The organism is Mulberry dwarf phytoplasma, assembly GCF_056504655.1.
The window spans coordinates 1-19,902 of sequence record NZ_CM151418.1; the positions used below are offsets into that span (position 1 = coordinate 1).

The following is a 19,902-nucleotide window of genomic DNA, read 5'->3' on the forward strand; positions in this document are numbered from 1 at the left end:
ATGAATAATTATAATAAAATTTGGGAAATAATTTTAAATGAACTATCAAAAATTTACAGTGATGAAGTTTTTAAAGAAACATTTTCCAATATTAAAAAAATAAACCAAATTGAAGAAAAAATTATAATTTCAGTAGAAACTGAATTTATTAAGAATAAAATATATAAAATGTATTTTGAAAAAATCAAAAAAATAACTAAATTAAAATTTGAAGAAAAAATTATAATTGAATTTGTTTCAGAAAAAAATAAAAAAAATAGTAATTTTGATGATGAAAAAAAACATTTTGAAAATCTTAAAGAAAAATTAGAAAATGAGAATCAAAATTATTTTTCCAAAATTGAAAATAATGAAAATAATGATGAATTCCAAAATAATAAATATTTTGAAACAATTGAAAAAGAACAAATCAAAACTAAAACTGATAACGACACAAATGTTGAAATTGAAAATAGAAAAATAAGTTTTAATAAATACAATTATGGAAATACCAACCCAAAGTATAGTTTTGATAATTTTGTTGTGGGAAAAAGTAATAATTTTGCCTTTAAAATTGCCAAAAAAATTGCTGAAGAAAAAAAAGTAACTACCAATCCGCTATATATTTTTGGAAAAGCAGGAATCGGGAAAACCCATCTAATTCAGGCAATCGGAAATCATATTTTGAAAAAAACACATTCAGCCAAAAAAGTTCTATATGTAAAAGCTGACGGATTTATTGAAGAATTTACCAACCAATTAAGAAAAGCCAAAATGGAGGATTTCAACGAAAAATACCGTGATATTGATCTTTTATTAGTTGATGATATCCAAATTATGGCAGGTGCTACAAGAACTCAAATGGAGTTTTTTAAATTATTTGATTATCTTTATTTAAACCAAAAACAAATTGTAATTACAAGTGATAAACAAGCCTCAGAACTAAAAAATATTATGAGTAGATTAACTTCACGTTTTGAAGCTGGTCTTATGGTTGATATTCAAAGTCCTGATTTTAATCATCGTCTCAATATTTTGAAAAAGAAAATATTAGAATTTGAACCACAAAATCATTTGAAAATAAAAAAAGATGTCCTTGATTTGATTGCTTCTTCTTTTGTTAATAATGTTCGTGAAATGGAAGGAGCTTTATTAAGATTATTGAATTATGCCCAAACTTTTGGCTATGATATTGATATTAATATTGCCAATGAAGCTTTAGAACTTTTGATTAAAAGCAAAAAAAGTGTTTCTTATGATGAGGATGTTTTGGAAAAAATCAAATCAGTTGTTAGCAATTTTTTCAATATTTCAGTTCGTGATTTAATGAGTAAAAAAAGACAACAAAAATATACTTTACCACGTCATATTGCTATGTATTTAATCAAAGAATTAAAAGATATTCCTTATAATATTATTGGTAGTTTTTTCAAAAGAAACCATTCTGCAGTTTTTAAAGCTTATCAAAAAATTAAAAAAAATTCTCAAAGTGATTATGAATTAAAAAAATCCTTAGAACTTATTTTGAAAAAAATTAATTCTTAATAAGTGAATTAAATAATAAATGAATTGAATAAAATTGAATAATAATTAAATTAAAAATGAATTAATAAATTATCTATATTTTAAAAAAGTATCTTTTAATTATTCGATGATTTTTAACTTATTTTAGTCTGTTTTTGAAATTGTAATATAAATTTATTAAAAGTAAGTTAAACATCAATTAAAATAATTTTAAACGTGTTTAAATGCCATTATATAAAATAAATAATAAAGATATAAAATAAATAATAAAGATATAAAATAAATAATAAAGATATAAAATAAATAATAAAGATATAAAATAAATAATAAAGATATAAAATAAATAATAAAGATATAAAATAAATAATAAAGATATAAAATAAATAATAAAGATATAAAATAAATAATAAAGATATAAAATAAATAATAAAGATATAAAATAAATAATAAAGATATAAAATAAATAATAAAGATATAAAATAAATAATAAAGATATAAAATAAATAATAAAGATATAAAATAAATAATAAAGATATAAAATAAATAATAAAGATATAAAATAAATAATAAAGATATAAAATAAATAATAAAGATATAAAATAAATAATAAAGATATAAAATAAATAATAAAGATATAAAATAAATAATAAAGATATAAAATAAATAATAAAGATATAAAATAAATAATAAAGATATAAAATAAATAATAAAGATATAAAATAAATAATAAAGATATAAAATAAATAATAAAGATATAAAATAAATAATAAAGATATAAAATAAATAATAAAGATATAAAATAAATAATAAAGATATAAAATAAATAATAAAGATATAAAATAAATAATAAAGATATAAAATAAATAATAAAGATATAAAATAAATAATAAAGATATAAAATAAATAATAAAGATATAAAATAAATAATAAAGATATAAAATAAATAATAAAGATATAAAATAAATAATAAAGATATAAAATAAATAATAAAGATATAAAATAAATAATAAAGATATAAAATAAATAATAAAGATATAAAATAAATAATAAAGATATAAAATAAATAATAAAGATATAAAATAAATAATAAAGATATAAAATAAATAATAAAGATATAAAATAAATAATAAAGATATAAAATAAATAATAAAGATATAAAATAAATAATAAAGATATAAAATAATTACTACAACAAAAAGATAAATGAGGTTTAATAAATGTATTTAGAAATTAATAAAGATATTTTTTTGGAACAACTTTTAAAAATACAAAAAATTTTACCCCAAAAAACTTTTTTCCCTATTTTTAATGCTCTCAAAATCCAAACACAAGAAAATAACTTAATTTTAGAAGCTAATAATGGCAATATTGCAATTAAAATAGAAATTAAAGATGAAAGTTTAAAAATTAAAAAACAAGGTAAAATTGCTTGTTTAGGGAGATATTTTATTGAAATAATTAAAAAAATTAGTGATTCTTTAATTAAAATTACTGTAATGGAAAATAATTTTTTAGTAATTAAAACTAGTTTTTGTAAATATAAATTAAAATTAATGGATGTTTGTGATTTTTTAGAACTTGATTTTTCTTTCCAAAAATTAGATTCTTTTCAAATTGAAACTCATTTTTTAAAAAATATGATTAAAGAAATAAATATTTCTACTTCTAAAAATGAAAAAAGACCTATTTTAATGGGACTTAACTTGATTTATCAAAACAATCTTTTAAAAGCTTGTGCTACTGATTCTTTTCGAATGAGTCAAAAAAAAATCAATCTAGATATTAAATATCACAATTTTAATATTGTTATTCCTAATAAAAGTTTAGAAGAATTAAGTAAAATATTAGAACATTGTCAAAGTAAATATTTAAAAATTTATTCTGATACTCAAAAAATCTTTTTAGAAATTGATAATTTATGGTTTCAAACTTCACTTTTAGAAGGAAATTATCCCCAAATTCAAGAAATTAAACTTACAAATTTTCCTTTTTCTATTCATTTAAATAAAGATGATTTAATGAAAGCCTTAGAAAGAGTTTCATTGTTGTTTTCCAAAGAACAAATAAATACTAATGTTATTAAATTTATTTTAACTAAACAAAATTCAATTGAAATTTCTTCTTCTAGTGAAAGTTTGGGAACTGCTTTGGAAAAAATTATTCCTTTAAAAGTTAGTGCAAATAGTTTCCAAATTGCTTTTAATGCTAAATATTTAGAAGATGTTTTAAAAGTTTTATCAGTTAAAGAAGTAGTTTTTTATTTTGATAATCCCTTAAAACCATTTATTATTACTACTTTGGAAAAAGATAGTTCTATTCATTTGATTCTGCCTATTCCTTTCGAAAATGATTGATATTGTTATATAATGGCAAGATAATAAAAAGAACAGTGTTAATCTTAATTGTCTAAATAAATGAAACAGTTAGTTATTAATTACTACAAATGATTTAATATTTAAACCAATATATTTCTTTTAGTTCTTTTTCAATTTCTTTTTTAAGGTTTTTAATGCATTGTTGTAATATATTTTGTTTATTTTGTTGGTTATAATTTTCGTTATCTTCTGTTACTTTTTCTTTGCTCCAAGTTAAAAATGAACTATACTCTCTTTCAATGTTTGGAAATATGTTTTTTCATTTCTTGTTTCATATTTACCTACACAATTATCCCATGACATGCTTTTTAAATCATTTAATATTTCTTCAACAATTCTATCAAATTGAATTTGGGTAATCTCTTTGCGATTACTTTCAAATGTATTTAATGTATTTGTATTTTGTTTTGTTTCTGGTTTTGGATCTTGCCAAAAATTTGTTATTTCTAAACTAGAAGATGACGATTTATTTTTTGATGGTTTATTTTTTGATTGTTTTTGTTCAGATGGTTTGGTTGGTGTTGTTTTTATTTGGGATGGCACTTTGTTTGGTTTTTTAAAATATTGATATAAAAGAAAACTGCAAACACTCAAAAAGCAGCAATAAATAAAAATAGTTAATATTTTTTTACATTTTGATTCATATTATTTTATTCCTTGCTTCCTTTTGAAAATTGTTTTCTTTTTTAAAAAATATTTTATCCCTTACTTTTATTTTACTTGTTTTTTTTGCAAGAAAAATAAAAGTAATTATAATTTTATTAAGTAAATTTATTTATATAAATATTGATAGTAATAAAAAATGGTATAATTATCATAAAGATTATAAATTATCTTTTTATTTTTATTATAATTATATTTATAAAAAACAAAATAGGAGCAAATATGAAGTTTAAATTAAATTTTAAAGTAAAAGATATTAAATCCAAAATAACTCCTTTTAATATTTTAATATTGTGTTTATTTGTAGTGATTATTTTTTTAGGAGTTTCATATTTTAAATTTACACAACAAAATAAAAGAGATATAGAACAAGCATCAGATCAAAAATTAAATTTATTATTAGATGAAAAAAAATTAGCGATTTAGAAAAATATTTAGAAAAAGAACAATTAAAAAATTTAGATTTTAGTAGAGATGAATTATTAAAAAGTGGTCTTTTTAGCAAAGAACAATTAAAAGATTATGATGAAGAAAGGGAATAATAAAATGTCTACATTAATAATAAAGTTAAAAGAAACTAAATATATAATATATTCTTTTATCGTTTTAAATATTATTTTATTTTTAGGTGGGTTTTTGTTAATTGTAAAAACATATAAAATTAAACAATTTAAAGATAAAGAAGTAGAAATAAAAGTAAAATAAAAAATAAGAAAAAAGTAGGATATAACTTTAAAACATTTAATTGAAAAAGGTCTTTCTTATAAACAAATTTTAGAACAATTAAAACCATTTTTTGGTGCTTTTGATCTTAAATATATTAAAAATAATGAAGGAAAACAAATATATACTATAAGTTATTTAAGACAAAAAAAGGATTATGAAGACAAAGAATTGGTAAAAGAAGGTTTTAATGTAAAAGATTTTAAAGAAATTGGTTACCAACTTCCTCAATTAATAGAAATTTTTAGTTTAAAAAAATTAAATAAATCAGGTTATAGTTTGGAAGAAATAAAAAATTTAGATCCTCAAACAGAAAGTTTTTTTATTTAAAACAATTTAGTGCAAGAGATTTAAAAGATAAAGTTGGTTTTACTTTGCAAGAAATGCAATTATATAATTATAATCTGAAAGATTTTGCCAAAGGTGGCATTAGCATACAAGAAATAAAAGAAACATCAATATATATAAATCCTCCTAAATTAAAAGAAACAGGTTTTACTTTTCAACAAATTAAAGAAGCGGGATATACACTTGATGATTTAGGATACAAATATGAAACACCAAATCCATTGCAAAATTAAACATTTATTCCTTTTCAAGAATTAAAAGATGCAGGTTATGATGCAAAAGATTTTAAAAATGCTAAATATCCAGCACAATATTTGAAAAATAATGGTTTTTCTTTGAAAGAATTAATGAATGCTGAATATAGATCATTTGATTTGAAAATAGCTGGATATATATTAGAAGAAATTAAAGAGTGTTTGACAAACCATCCAAATTCTTATTATAATATACAAAATATAGAACAAAATTATTATACTGAAAATGTTCATAATTAGATTTTAATTATATAATCCGTACTATCTTGTTTTTTATCATGTTATAATGGTGGTAATAAATAATTTTGGTTTTTCCAAAACCAAAACTTTAATTCTTTTACCTGTGTATTTTATTAGAAACTAATCATTATAACTTTTTTTGTAAAAAAGTGCTCAGCAATTCTAAATTTATTTCTATTTTGGTTATTATAGGTAATTTATTGACAAAAAAAGATTATCTTAATTGATAGTCTTTTTTAATATTATTCATTTTTTTACCAACTAAAAAGAAAGTAGTTTCTACTAAAATAATTGCAATTATTCCATCCATTATATAATGTTGTTTTAAAACAAAAGTAGAAATAAAAACTAAAATAGCACAAAATAATTGTCCATAATTTAATATTTTAGGGATTTTCTTTTTATTTTTTTGGCGAAAACCAATATAACATAAGAAACTTAAACTAACATGAAAACTTGGTAAATAATTAAAATGAAAACAATCATATTTATATAAATTTTGAATTAAAAAATCTACAAAACTTTTGTTTTCCTTAAATAAAAACTTATCCAACATTTGAACTGGGAAAACAAAAAATAAAATTAAACTAATAGCTAAAATTATAAAATAAGAAATGAATAATTGAAATATTATTTTTTTATCTAAATATTTATATATCAAATAAGGAGCAATTAAAAACCACCACCAGCAGCTTATGATATAAATATAAATAAAATATTTAGAAAATTCCCAACTAGGGAATCCACTGCTTCCATTAATATTTAAATTTAATATTTTTACCCAATAATTATTAGTTTCTTCATTACCATCTTCTTTAATTCGAATAATTGTTTTAAAAAAACCATTTTTATTCTTTTCAATTATATATAAAGAACCAAACCAAGTTATGTGTTGAATTAAAACAATAAATAAAAACCATAATATATATTTTTTAAGATATTTATTTTTACTATTTGTTTCTTTTTTTTCTAAATTGTTTCTTTGTAAAGTTTGTTTTTCCATTTTTAATAATTTAAACTCCTGTTATTTTTGTTATTTATAATATTGGATTTTATAATGATAATTTATTAAGAATTAAAAAAACGATATAAAAAAATAATAAAAATAAATTATTTTATAAAATTAAAGAAAACAAAAAAATAAAGAACCAAAATACTTAAAAAATAAAACCATCTTTTATATTTTTTGATAACTACAATATCATTATTTTTGATGATTTTATTTTTTAAAATAATTGTATAGAAACTAATTATTAATATCATTATAGAAGTTAGAAAAGCATAAAACAATAACATAAACTCGTTAATTTCATATTTTGTTATTTCTCTCGAATAAGGATTTAACTTTTCATTATCAATTTTTATAAGTATAAACATTATTAAAAAATAAATCAAAGGATATATTATTCCTACATAATTTTTTTTTAATTTTATTATGCTTTTGTTTTGGAAAAAATAATAAAATATAAACATCAAAGATAAAATTTTGTGTTCAAAAAAATAATTAATTTGCAAAGTACCTGTTTTTGTTTCAAATAAACAAAAAAACATCACTATTAAACAATTAATCAAACAAACAAAACTTAAATAAGGGTAATATTTTGATTTTTTAAATTTATTATTTAAAGATAAGAGTAAAAAGATATTCACTGATAATGTGTTTTGTCTTGTGAATAAAACTAAAGTAAAAAAATTTCTTTTATTTTTATCATATGAAATTGTATCAATAGCCAAAAGAGAAGTGATAAAAGAAATAATTAAAGGCACATAAACTAAAAACTTTTTTGAAAAAACATTTTTTGCTTTTCCGTTTGTATTTGTATCTAAATTATTTTTATACATAAACATAAAAAATCCTTTATAATATTGTTTTTTAATTTTTAGATAAATAATATTTGATTAATTTAGAAAAACTTTTACTTATTTTTTTAATCCTTTTTTATTTTTAATAATTTTTTTATTTCTTGTTAGTATAATGTTATTTTTAAAAAATTATTTAAAAGTATAACAGTAATATTATAACATTTTTATATTTTTGAAAGTTTCTTTTTTTAAAATATGATTTTTATTGACTCTAACTATTTTATTTATTTAGTCAAATTAATATTTATTTTTTTTGCTTACTTTATTTTACTAAGTAATAATTTATCCTTATTTTGCCTTTGAACCTTATTTTTGCAATATTTTTTGTGGTATAATAAACTTGTATTTACAATTTTAATTTATTATGTAGTTCAAAATAAGTTAATAAAAAACTAATAAAAACAAATTTACAATAGATATTAAAAATTCAAAAAAACAAAACAATTTAAAAAACACCTTAAACAAATATATTCTATCAAACATTTAGTAATTTAAAAAATTTAATAATATCAAAGAAATCCTAAATATAAATAAATGCAGACAAACGGAAAATAAAAATGATTACTGAAATAACTAACATAAAAGAAGCTATTTTGTGGATTGAAAAAAGAGAAATTTTAGGCATGCGTTTAGGACTTTTGCGTGTTTTGGCTTTGTTAAAATTATTACATCATCCTGAAAAAAAATTAGCTATGATTCATATTGCAGGTACTAACGGCAAAGGTTCAACTGTTAATTATTTAAGTTCTTTATTGCAACAAAGTTGTTCCAAAGTAGGAACTTTTATTTCTCCTCATATTCAAAATTACAATGAAAGAATTAAAATTAATGGCGAGACTATTTCTTGTAATGATTTAATAATTTGGGTTCGTAAAATTAAAAAGTTAGTAGACCAAGCAAGTCCCAATTCTGCTTTATTTAGCATTACTCCGTTTGAAATTATCACCGCTATTGCTTTTGATTATTTTTATCATAAAAAAGTTGATGTTTGTGTAATTGAAGTAGGTTTGGGAGGTCTTTTAGACAGTACCAATGTTATTTATCCCATCCTAACTGGAATTACTACCATTGGCAAAGATCACGAACATATTTTAGGAAAAACTCTTAAAGAAATTGCTTTTCAAAAAGCAGGAATTATTAAACCCAAAACTCCCTTAGTTACAGGAAATATTTCTCCAAAAACTTTTTTAGTTATTGAACAACAAGCCATCAAAAACAAAGCTCCCATTTATAAATTCAAAAAAGATTACAACATAACTTATTTAGGAATGCAAACTTGGCAAGAATGTTTTAATTTTAAAACAAAACAAATCACAATAAAAGCCATCAAAACTCCTTTAATAGGAAAATATCAACCTGAAAATGCTGCAATGGCAATCCAACTTTATTATTTATTTTGTCAGCTGAAAAAATTTCCTTTCTTAGAACAAAATGTTTTTACAGGCATTAGCAAAACTCAAATTCCATCCAGAATGCAAAAACTAAATTCAAATCCTTTAATTATTTTAGATGGTGCTCACAATGTGCATGCCATAAGAAAATTAGTCCAAACAACAATCAAACAATTTAGTAACTACCGCATTTCTATTTTATTTTCTGCTTTGGAAAACAAAAATGTAGTTTCTATGTTGTACCAATTATTAAAAATTCCCAAAGCCCACATTTATTTAACAACTTTTAATCATCCAAATAGTATTGAATTAGTACAAAAATATTTGTTTATTGCTCCACAAAGAATTACAAAAGTTTTTGATTGGCAAGACAAATTGAAGGATTTTTTACAACAAAACCAAACTCAAAATTGTAAAGATTTATTGTTAATTACAGGCTCTCTATATTTTGCCTCAGAAGTAATTCATTTTTTTGATATTTAAATATTTTTAATATTTTAAAAACATCAAATTTAATTTACACAACTTTAAAAAACTTAAAGAGGAGTCAAAAATGAAAATAGGTTTTTTTACTGATACATACTTACCAATTATTGGAGGTATTCCTATCTCTGTTAAATCTCATAAAGATAGTTTAGAAAAATTAGGACATAAAGTTTATATAATTACTCCTCAAGGACCTAAGAATTATGCAGAAAAAGATGCTTCAATAATAAGAATTAAAGGAATACCAATACCTTTTAAAGGTATTGAAGGTCATCGTGTCGTATTGAGGTTCAAAAAATATTTATCTCTTGTAAAAGATCTTAATTTAGATATTATCCATATTCATACTGAATTTCCTATGGGTAAATTAGGTATTTATGCTTCTCAAAAATTAAATATACCATCCGTTTATACTATGAACACCATGCACGAATATTTTTTTAATAAAAGCAAAAATATTGGAATAAAAATATTTAAATTATTTTTTATATTAGCTAATAGAAAAGCTTTAAAAAAATTTATTTCCAAAACACATTCTACAATTGTTCCTACTCATAAAATTTTAACTTTATTAGAAAAAGATTACAATATCAAAGGAAAATATAATGTTGTTCCTACAGGAATCAATTTAGAACAATTTTATTCCCAAAACCACTCTTTAGAAGAAATTCAAGCTTTAAAAGTTAAATTTAATTTAGTAAATGATTTTGTTTGTATTTATGTAGGTAGGTTGTCGCCTGAAAAAGACATTTCTTATTTGATTAGTGCTTTTGCTTCTTTTTGTCAAAATCATCCTCAAAGTAAATTTGTGATTGTTGGCGATGGTCCTGAAAAAAAAGCTCTCCAAAAACAAGTAAAACAATTACAAATCGAAAATAATGTTTTGTTTTTGGGATTTGTTCCTTATGATAATTTAGGAATTTATTATCAATTGGGAAATTGTTTTTTGAGTGCTTCTTTATTTGAGACTCAAGGTTTAACTTTTGTAGAAGCGATGGCATCTTCTTTGGTTTTGTTAGCTAGACACGATCAAGCATTAGATGGTTTAATTGATAATGGAAATAATGGTTTTTTTTATCATCAAAAAGAAGAATTAATCCATTATTTAAGTCTTTTATACAATGATAATAAAAAAACTAAAACAATGTCTATGAATGCCAAAAACTCAATACTTAATTATGATCAAACAAGTTTTGCTTCTAAAATGATCTCAATTTATAAAGAAGCGATAAAAACTAATAAAGAAAACAATAACCATAATTAATTATTTTTACCCTTTTTATTATTTTTCCTTATTCTCTAATTATTTCAACTTTTTAGTTATTAAAAAAATATAAATTTATTTTTTATTTTTGTTGCTATTACTATTACAATTTGCTATGTTTTCATTAAGATAAAAAAGTATGACAATGACAATAATAAGGAGGTTTTTTGCTTGAAAATAGGAATTTTTACCGATTCATATAAACCTTTAATTAGTGGTGTTGTTGTTTCTTGTGATTCTCTAAGAGAAGGTTTGGAAGCTTTGGGACATGAAGTCTATATTATTACAACTAACTGTCCAAAAGTCAAACAAGAAAAAGATTCTCGCGTAATAAGAATTAAAGGAATGCCATTGCCTTTTAAAATTTTTAAAAATCATCGTTGGGTTTTAAGTTATAAAAAACATCTTTTTAAAATCAAAGCTCTTAATTTAGATGTAATTCATGTTCATACTGAATTTGGGGTAGGTTCTTTAGGGCTTTTAGCTAAACAAAAATTAAATTTGCCTTTAGTTTATACAGCACACACAATGTATGTTGCCTTTTTTGATACTCAAAAATCTTTTATTGTTAAATGTTTTAAAAAACCCATTTTAAAATATGTAGACTATCTTTTTACTAAATTTATTTTTAATAGTGATGTCAATATTTTACCTACTAAAAAAGTGTTGTATTTTTTAGAAAATCGCTATTCTAATAAAGTTAATGATACTTCTAAAATCAATTATCAAATTGTTCCAACAGGTTTTAATTTAGAAAAATTTTATTATCACAATCATTCATCAGAAAAAGTTTTTTCATTAAAACAACAATTAGGACTTAAAGATTCATTTGTATGTCTTTATGTAGGAAGAATATCTGCTGAAAAAGAAATTGATTATTTGATGGACGCTTTTACTTCTTTTCACCTTCAAAATCCCAAAAGTAAATTTTTAATTATTGGTGATGGACCTGAAAGAAAAAATTTAGAAAAAAAAGCCCAAAAACTTAATTTAGATGATAAAATCATTTTTTTAGGATTTGTTGCTTATGATAAGTTAGGAATTTATTATCAATTAGGAAATGTCTTTATTAATGCATCTTTATTTGAAACTCAAGGACTTACATATATTGAAGCACTAGCTGCTTCTTTGCCTTGTGTAGTGCGTTTTGATCAAGCATTAGAAGGAGTAATTAAACATGAACAAAATGGATTTTTTTATCATAACCAAGAACAATTAATTACAATTCTTACTTCCTTATACCAAAATCCAGATAATTTTAAACAATTATCATATCAAGCTCAAAAATCAGTTAATTTATATACTCAAAAGACTTTTGTAACTAATGTTTTAGAAGTTTATAATCAAGCTATTGATAATCATAAATTAAAAAAACAAAAATTAATTCAACATCAAAAAGAAACTTCAGATAAGATTTAATTATAAAGAACAAAAAAAAGATCAAATTATTTATTTTTAATAAGTAATTTGATCTTTTAATATTTTATTTATTATGATGTTATTTTGAAAGTTTTCAAAAAATTATTTTACTATTTTGAGAATCTAAATATATTTCTACTAATTGAGATACAATAAAAACACTTATCCAAAACCATTTTTTATTTGATAAAGGTATTTTATCATACCAATTTTCTTTATAAGTCCCTTTTGTTTTTATTTTTGAATACACTTTTATTTTAACTAAAAAAAACACTTAATAAAACAACAAATTATTTATTTTTCATCAATTTTATTCACATCTTATTTCATTTTTACAAAAATTCCCAACTTTAAAATTACTTTTTTTATTTTTTTATTACCTTATCCAACTAAAAAACCTATAAATATTACAGTTTTGTCATCTAATTAACTCAAAAAAATATTTTTTTGTTATAATATTAATGTCTTATAAATTATAAAATAAAATGCTTATTCCTTGTCTTTACAATTTAGAGATAAAGACCGCGTAGGCCATAAGGAGAAAAAAATGAAAAAATACGAAATAATGTATATTTTACGCCCCAATTTAGACAGCAAAGACGTTAAAAAAATTAATGACACTTTGCAAAATGTTTTTTTACAAGCCCCAAATCAAATTTTGGAACAAAACGAAATAGGATTAAAAGACCTAGCTTATCTTATTGATAATCATAAAAAAGGATATTACAATTGGTTAATGGTAAAAGCAGATAATGATGCTGTTTTAGAATTTAATCGTATTGTTAAAATTACTGAAGAAATTATTAGATTTATCTTTATCAAAGATAAAGAATAAGGAGTTTAATTCATATGATTAATAAAGTTATTTTAGTAGGTCGCATTACCAAAGACCCAGAACTAAAAAATACTAATAGTGGTACTTATGTTGTTAAATTTACTTTGGCAGTTAATAGAATTGTAAGTGCTTCTAGCGAAAAAAAAACTGATTTTATCAATTGTACTGTTTTTGGTAAACAAGCTGAAAATTTAGAAAAATATATTTCTAAAGGTGCTTTAATAGGTGTTGAAGGAAACATTAGAGTAGAAACTTGGGAAAAAGACGGTGTAACTAATTGGCAAACTAGTGTTGTTTGTAACAATGTCCAATTCTTAGAATCTAAAAAAAATCCTGATAATGCTTATGACAATTTCTAAAATTAAAAACAATTCTTAAATTAACTGATATAAATAATAAACAAATATAACAATCAAATCTTAAAACAAAAACATTAAATACAAGCGAACCAAACCAAACAACAATAAATATTTTCAATTTCAAAAGGAGCTACAAATGAAATTCAACAATAAAAAAAATACTTTTAAAAAACGTCGCAAAGTTTGTTTTTTTACTGAAAACAAAGTAACTAAAATTGATTTTAAAGACATAGAGCTTTTACAAAGATTTATTACTGACCGTGGAAGAATTCTTTCTAAAAGAGTAACAAATACTTCTGCTAAATGGCAACGTCAATTGGCAATTGCTATTAAAAGAGCTCGCCATATGGCTTTAATTCCTTTTATCCAACAATAAAAACAGGTGTTGCATCCTGTTTTTTTTATTAATTGCAAATATTAAAAACCAAATTTATCTAATTATTTAAATGCAAATGAGGGCAAAAAAAATTATGTTTTCTAAAAATAAACATAACACAAAATTTATTGTAATTGCTTGTGTAATTGTTGTTTTGATTTTAATTCTTTTTTGTTTGGATTTCCAAAATATCCAAGAAATTATCGAAACAATTAATCAATTAACCAACAATCAAAACCCAAGCCAAAATACTTCCAGCGAAATGAGTGGTATGCGTCGTAAAATCATTTTTTTCATTTTTAACTTTTTTGGAAAAATCATTTTAGCATCCTTTGTTATCAGTTTTTTGCTTCACATTAAAAAAAACGCCCAAATTAAAAGATTAAAAAACAAACTTTCTTTATGGTCTAAATTATCTTTTCACGTAAGTCAAATTGGAGAAGAAGTACTTAACGAACTTCCTATTGGTATTGTTTTAATTGATATTTCTAGTCAAGAAATTCAGTGGCTCAATCCTTACGCCAGTTTTATTTTGAAAAATCCTGAAATCAATTCGCCCTTAGCTCAAATTAATGAAAATATGGCACAACTAATAAGCACTTCTGATGCAATCCCCAAAACTATTATCACTTTGGAAAACCAAAAATTTGAATGTTTTTATAAAAAAGATTTAAGTGTTTTTTACTTGTTTGATGCTACCGAAAAAGAACAAATCAAACATTTATTTTTACAAAAAACCTTATCTCTTGCCATGATTGCTTTTGATAATTTAGCAGAATCCTTAATTCGTTATGATCTTTCAGAACAATCACAAATACAAGGTGAATATTTAAGTGCTTTATCTGATTACATTGAACCTTATGAAGGTTATTTAAAACAATTGATAGACGACCGTTTTTTACTTCTTCTTAACCGCCAAAACTTAGATAAAATGTTAGAAAATAAATTTAGTATTTTGGATACCATCCGCAACATTTCTTACAAATATCAATTAAAAGTCACTCTTTCTATGGGAATTGCTTGTTGGAATTTGTCATATGAAAAACTGGCTACCTACAGTCAAAATGCAATTGAATTAGCCCAAAAAAGGGGTGGCGATCAAGTAGTTGTTAATATTGAAAATGAAAAAATTAAATATTTTGGTGCCAAAATTGCTTCTTTAAGTAAACAATCCAAAGTTCATGCTCGTATTAATGCCCAAAATTTGGTCGATATTTTGAAAAAACACCCCCATTGTTTTATCATGGGACACACTCACACCGACCTTGATGCTTTGGGTTCTGTCATTGCTTTTTACAAAATTGCAACCACTATCCATCCTGAAAGCAACAATTATATTATCCTTGATGAAGAAAAATTAGACAAAAGCCTCATTCCTGTTTATCATCAATTAATTAAAACTGAGGCAAAAACATCTCTAAATATTATTACAACCCAACAAGCCTCCAAAATGATTAAAGACAATTCCTTAATTGCAGTTTTGGATACTCAAACTAAAGATATGGTAAATAGTCCCGAACTTTTGTCACTAACGTCCAATATTGTAGTTGTTGATCACCACCGCGCTACCGAAGAAATTATTCCTTCTATTTTTTCTTACGTCGAATCATCTGCTTCTTCAACTGTTGAATTGCTTGTTGAAATTATGGGATTTTTGGAAAAAGAAGTCCACATTACTGCTTTTGAAGCAAGCATTATGTATGCAGGTATTTTGATTGATACTAACGCTTTTATTTATCGTACAAGTTCTAGAACTTTTGAAGTAGCTTCCAAATTAAAAGATTTAGGCGCTGATGCAATTGAGGTTAAAAGTTGGTTACGTAAAGACTTTGATAAAGTTTTAGAAATTAATAAACTGATTTCTGAAATGGAAATTTTTATGGATAGATTTGCTATTATTCAAAGTTCTGAAATTTATGAAAATCGTTCTTTTTTAGCTCAAGTGGCAGAAAGTGTTCTAAACATTCGCAACGTTGATGCTGCCTTTATGATAGCTCAAATAGCAGATAATAAAATAGCAATTAGTGCTCGTTCTTACAATGAAATTAACGTTCAAACTATCATGGAACAAATGGAAGGTGGAGGACATCTCAATAGCGCTGCTACTCAATTAGAAGGAACTAATATCAAAACAGTTACAGACACTTTAAAACATTTTTTAAAATTAGAATATGAAAAAGGTGAAAAGAATATGGAAATTATTTTGTTAACTGACATTCCTAATAAAGGAAAAAAACACGAAATTATTAAAGTTAATAATGGTTATGGCAATTTTTTAATTCAAAATAAAAAAGCTCTTTTAGCAGACAAAACCAATTTAGCTGCAATTAAACAATCCCAAATGTTAGAACAAGAACAAAAACGTAATCACGAACTTTTAATGCATAAATTAAAACAAGAAATTGATGACAAAAAAATTACTCTAGATATTCAATTAGGACCTAAAGGAAAAATTTATGGAAAAATTACTCTCAAACAAATTGCTGAAGAATTTTTAAAAGTTCATAATATTACTCTTGACCGCAAAAAAATATCTTTAGAAGGCGAAATCATTGCTATTGGTATTTATCCTGTTGATGTTTTTCTAACTGATCAAATTAAGGCTACTTTTTTCCTTAATGTGACTGAAAGAAAAAGCAAATGACCAATTATTCTAAAAATACTCCTTCAAGTCCTGAAGCAGAACGTGCTTTGTTAGGAGTTTTACTTTTAAACCCTGAAAAAATAGCTTTTACCTTAGATATGATTGCAGAAACTGACTTTTACAACTCTCATCACCAACATATTTTTAGAGCAATGAAAACTTTGCATGAAACTAACAAACAAATTGATTATTCTTCAGTAAGTGCTATTTTAGACAATGAAAAATTATTACAACAAATAGGAAATATCGATTATTTAAATGAATTATCTGATTTGATGCCTTCTACTCAACATATAGAAACCTATATTGATTTAATTAAGGAAACTGCTTTAAAAAGAGAAATTATCGAAACTGTCACTTCATTAGCACAAAAAGGATACGAAAACATTGATGTCCAAGAATATTTGGATTTTTCAGAAGAAAAAATCTTTAATTTAACTAAAAACAAAAAAACCAGTGAATTATTAAAATTAAAAATTTTGTTAAAAGACACTAAAGAAAAAAATATTCTTGCCAAACGCCATAAAGATTTAGTAGGTCTTTCCACTGGATATGATAATCTCAACAATATTACTTTAGGATTTAAGCCCGAAGAATTTATTATTTTAGCTGCTCGTCCTTCCATGGGAAAAAGTACTTTTATGCTTAATTTAGCTCTCAGAATTGCAAATCCCAAACACAATTATCAATCCCCTCATATTGCTATTTTTAGTTTAGAAATGTCAAACGAACAATTAGCTATGCGCATGTTAAGCACTCAATCAAAAATACAGCACAAAAAAATTCAATTGGGTAACACAAACAGAGAAGAAAAATTTTTGTTAGAAATATCAATAGAAAAAATGGATGATCTAAATATTTATTTTGATGATTCAGCTACAGTAAATATTTTAGATATTAAAGCTAAATGTCGCAAACTTAAAAGTCAAAACAAACTTGATATTGTAATGATAGATTATTTGCAACTTATCCGCAAAACTAATAAACACAACCGTCAAGAAGAAGTAGCAGAAATTTCTCAAAGTTTAAAACAAATGGCACGTGAATTAAAAATTCCTGTTATTGCCCTTTCACAATTATCAAGGGATGTAGAAAAAAGAGAAGACAAACGTCCCATTTTGGCTGACCTCAGAGATTCAGGTTCAATTGAACAAGACGCCGATATTGTAATGTTTTTGTACCGAGAAGGTTATTATGAAAAGGACAAAAAACCCGATTCTTCTGGACACACCCAAGTTATTATTGCCAAAAATCGTCAAGGATCAATTGGTATTAGAGAATTTATACTTGATTTTGATCATATGTTTTTTTCAGAAATCGAACCTAATATAAATGAATAAAAAAGCATTTTGATTGATTAAAATATTTTTTTAACCCCCCATTCTTTTTTAAAAAACAAAGAGGTAAATATGCTTGACAGATTAAAAATAATAAAACAAAAATATCAAGATTTACAAAAACTTTTGTTAAACGAACAAAACATAAACCAAAAAATTGACATTTTAAAAAATTTATCAAAATTAGAACCCACAGTAGAACTTTTTAACCGATACTTAAATTTAGAAACCGAATTTACTCAAATACAGACCATTTTAGAAACCCAACAAGATCAAGAATTATTGCTTTTAGCAAACCAAGAAAAAGATACTATTTTGTCAGAAAAAAAAACTACCTTAGATCAATTAAAAATTTTGCTCTTACCCCAAGATTCTTTTGATAAAAAAAATGTTGTCTTAGAAATTAAAGGTGCAGCTGGTGGCAACGAAGCGAATCTTTTTGCAGCTGATTTATTACGAACCTATGTTAAATACGCCGAAAGCAAAAAATGGAAAGTCGAAATCCTCAATCTAAATCCCAGCATTAAAGGCGGTCTTTCTTCCGTAGAACTTTTAATTTCTGGACAAAATATTTATTCTTTTTTAAAGTATGAATCAGGTGTGCATCGCGTCCAACGTGTTCCCGCTACCGAAGCCCAAGGGCGAATTCACACTTCTACTGCTGTTGTTTTGGTAGTTCCCGAAGCAGAAGAATTAGAATTAAAAATTGATTGGCATGACATTCGCACCGACACTTTTAATTCTAGCGGACCTGGTGGACAATCAGTAAACACTACTAAATCAGCTGTTAGACTTACTCATATACCTTCGGGAATTAGTGTTGCTTGTCAAGAAGGAAAAAGCCAGCACGAAAACAAAGATAAAGCATTTACCCTTTTAAAAACACGCATTTATAATCAAATGTTAACCGCTAAACAAGAAGAAGAAAACAAACACAGAAAAAATTTAGTAGGAACTGGTGAAAGAAGCGAAAAAATAAGAACATACAATTACCCCCAAAATCGTATAACAGATCACAGAATTGGACTTACTTTACAAAAATTAGATATTATTATGGAAGGTAAACTCGATTTAGTTATTGAACCTTTGATTCATGAAGCCCAAAAAGAACAACTTGCCCAAAGTTAGTTTTGATGCAATTTCTTTTAAAAAACCAAAATCAAAACAATTCAATTAAAAAAACCAGTTTAAGATAAATAAAGATAAATAAAGATAAATAAAGATAAATAAAGATAAATAAAGGAATTATTGTGAAACCAAAAGATATTATTATTTTTCCAACCGATACAGTTTATGGTATGGGCGCTAAATTATATGATAAAAAAGGACTCAATTGCATTTATCAAATTAAAAAAAGACCTTTAAATAAAAGTATTGTTGTTTTGTGTGCATCTTTACAACAAGCAAAAAAATTGATCCAATTTAGTCCCCAAAGCCTTAAATTAGCTCTGCATTTTTGGCCAGGCCCTTTAACTTTAATTCTGCCTACCACTTTGAAATATTTTTCTAAAACAAAGGCAAAAACTTTAGGAGTAAGAATCCCCAATCATCCTTTAGCTTTGGAAATTTTAAAAAAAAATGGTCCTTTAAAGACCACTTCTGTTAATCAAAGCAATCATCCTCCACTAAATGATTACCAAACTATTTTTAATATTTATCACAATAAAATCGCCTTAATTTATCAAAACTATCACCCGATTTTAAAAATATCTTCAACTATTGTTGATCTAACCACTTTTCAACCAGTTATTTTAAGGCAAGGAACAATTACTCAAGAAGAAATTTTACAAATCTTAAAACCTTTGTGACTGTCAAAAAATTG

18 protein-coding genes and 1 pseudogene are annotated in these 19,902 nt (G+C 23.3%); 17 read left to right on the forward strand and 2 right to left on the reverse strand.

Features of this window, described 5'->3' with window-relative positions:
• Positions 1 to 1,524, forward strand: a complete 1,524-nt coding sequence (gene dnaA / locus JAHGCCOI_RS00005) for a chromosomal replication initiator protein DnaA (protein ID WP_479492059.1) — start codon at positions 1 to 3, stop codon at positions 1,522 to 1,524.
• Positions 1,525 to 2,720: 1,196 nt separating this feature from the next.
• Positions 2,721 to 3,857 (forward strand): DNA polymerase III subunit beta, encoded by a 1,137-nt coding sequence (gene dnaN, locus JAHGCCOI_RS00010; protein WP_227807147.1) that lies wholly within the window; start codon positions 2,721 to 2,723, stop codon positions 3,855 to 3,857.
• 234 nt (positions 3,858 to 4,091) lie between these two features.
• On the opposite strand, the gene JAHGCCOI_RS00015 is transcribed toward dnaN, so the two are convergent.
• Positions 4,092 to 4,421, reverse strand: coding sequence for a hypothetical protein (locus tag JAHGCCOI_RS00015; protein ID WP_479492060.1), 330 nt, complete (start codon positions 4,419 to 4,421; stop codon positions 4,092 to 4,094).
• 342 nt (positions 4,422 to 4,763) lie between these two features.
• Here JAHGCCOI_RS00015 and JAHGCCOI_RS00020 point away from each other — a divergent pair, with 342 nt between their 5' ends.
• From JAHGCCOI_RS00020 to JAHGCCOI_RS00040, 5 genes and pseudogenes are all read left to right on the forward strand, one after another.
• On the forward strand, positions 4,764 to 4,967 hold the full coding sequence (locus tag JAHGCCOI_RS00020) for a hypothetical protein (protein ID WP_479492061.1): 204 nt from the start codon (positions 4,764 to 4,766) through the stop codon (positions 4,965 to 4,967).
• Positions 4,968 to 5,087: 120 nt separating this feature from the next.
• Positions 5,088 to 5,246, forward strand: coding sequence for a hypothetical protein (locus tag JAHGCCOI_RS00025; protein WP_157084473.1), 159 nt, complete (start codon positions 5,088 to 5,090; stop codon positions 5,244 to 5,246).
• A 189-nt stretch (positions 5,247 to 5,435) separates the two neighbouring features.
• Entirely contained in the window at positions 5,436 to 5,594 is a 159-nt protein-coding gene (locus tag JAHGCCOI_RS00030; protein ID WP_479492062.1) for a hypothetical protein, read from the forward strand.
• 17 nt (positions 5,595 to 5,611) lie between these two features.
• Positions 5,612 to 5,845, forward strand: a pseudogene (locus JAHGCCOI_RS00035) (hypothetical protein); the annotation flags it as partial.
• A gap of 6 nt (positions 5,846 to 5,851) precedes the next feature.
• Positions 5,852 to 6,106, forward strand: coding sequence for a hypothetical protein (locus JAHGCCOI_RS00040; protein ID WP_479492260.1), 255 nt, complete (start codon positions 5,852 to 5,854; stop codon positions 6,104 to 6,106).
• A gap of 214 nt (positions 6,107 to 6,320) precedes the next feature.
• Here the strand turns inward: JAHGCCOI_RS00040 and JAHGCCOI_RS00045 are convergent, their stop codons facing one another.
• The gene (locus JAHGCCOI_RS00045) at positions 6,321 to 7,109 is read right to left on the reverse strand and encodes a phosphatase PAP2 family protein (RefSeq protein WP_479492063.1); all 789 of its coding nucleotides are present in this window, start codon (positions 7,107 to 7,109) and stop codon (positions 6,321 to 6,323) included.
• 1,417 nt (positions 7,110 to 8,526) lie between these two features.
• Here JAHGCCOI_RS00045 and JAHGCCOI_RS00050 point away from each other — a divergent pair.
• The 10 genes from JAHGCCOI_RS00050 to JAHGCCOI_RS00095 all read left to right on the forward strand — a co-directional run bounded on the left by JAHGCCOI_RS00050 (position 8,527) and on the right by JAHGCCOI_RS00095 (position 19,888).
• Positions 8,527 to 9,843, forward strand: coding sequence for a bifunctional folylpolyglutamate synthase/dihydrofolate synthase (locus JAHGCCOI_RS00050; protein ID WP_479492064.1), 1,317 nt, complete (start codon positions 8,527 to 8,529; stop codon positions 9,841 to 9,843).
• 70 nt (positions 9,844 to 9,913) lie between these two features.
• Positions 9,914 to 11,110, forward strand: a complete 1,197-nt coding sequence (locus JAHGCCOI_RS00055) for a glycosyltransferase (RefSeq protein ID WP_479492065.1) — start codon at positions 9,914 to 9,916, stop codon at positions 11,108 to 11,110.
• Between the two features lie 171 nt (positions 11,111 to 11,281).
• Positions 11,282 to 12,529, forward strand: coding sequence for a glycosyltransferase (locus JAHGCCOI_RS00060; RefSeq protein ID WP_479492066.1), 1,248 nt, complete (start codon positions 11,282 to 11,284; stop codon positions 12,527 to 12,529).
• Between the two features lie 547 nt (positions 12,530 to 13,076).
• Positions 13,077 to 13,364, forward strand: a complete 288-nt coding sequence (gene rpsF, locus JAHGCCOI_RS00065; RefSeq protein WP_034172155.1) for a 30S ribosomal protein S6 — start codon at positions 13,077 to 13,079, stop codon at positions 13,362 to 13,364.
• A 14-nt stretch (positions 13,365 to 13,378) separates the two neighbouring features.
• A complete protein-coding gene (locus tag JAHGCCOI_RS00070; protein ID WP_011160385.1) occupies positions 13,379 to 13,723 on the forward strand; it encodes a single-stranded DNA-binding protein in 345 nt (114 codons plus the stop codon).
• Between the two features lie 136 nt (positions 13,724 to 13,859).
• Positions 13,860 to 14,099 (forward strand): 30S ribosomal protein S18, encoded by a 240-nt coding sequence (rpsR, locus tag JAHGCCOI_RS00075; protein WP_212508970.1) that lies wholly within the window; start codon positions 13,860 to 13,862, stop codon positions 14,097 to 14,099.
• Between the two features lie 70 nt (positions 14,100 to 14,169).
• Entirely contained in the window at positions 14,170 to 16,743 is a 2,574-nt protein-coding gene (gene rplI / locus JAHGCCOI_RS00080) for a 50S ribosomal protein L9 (protein ID WP_479492067.1), read from the forward strand.
• Positions 16,740 to 18,083, forward strand: a complete 1,344-nt coding sequence (gene dnaB, locus JAHGCCOI_RS00085; protein ID WP_479492068.1) for a replicative DNA helicase — start codon at positions 16,740 to 16,742, stop codon at positions 18,081 to 18,083. Before rplI ends, dnaB begins: the two co-directional genes overlap by 4 nt.
• A gap of 69 nt (positions 18,084 to 18,152) precedes the next feature.
• The gene (gene prfA, locus JAHGCCOI_RS00090) at positions 18,153 to 19,208 is read left to right on the forward strand and encodes a peptide chain release factor 1 (protein WP_227807161.1); all 1,056 of its coding nucleotides are present in this window, start codon (positions 18,153 to 18,155) and stop codon (positions 19,206 to 19,208) included.
• Positions 19,209 to 19,330: 122 nt separating this feature from the next.
• A complete protein-coding gene (locus JAHGCCOI_RS00095) occupies positions 19,331 to 19,888 on the forward strand; it encodes an L-threonylcarbamoyladenylate synthase (protein WP_479492069.1) in 558 nt (185 codons plus the stop codon).
• Positions 19,889 to 19,902 lie beyond the last annotated feature (14 nt).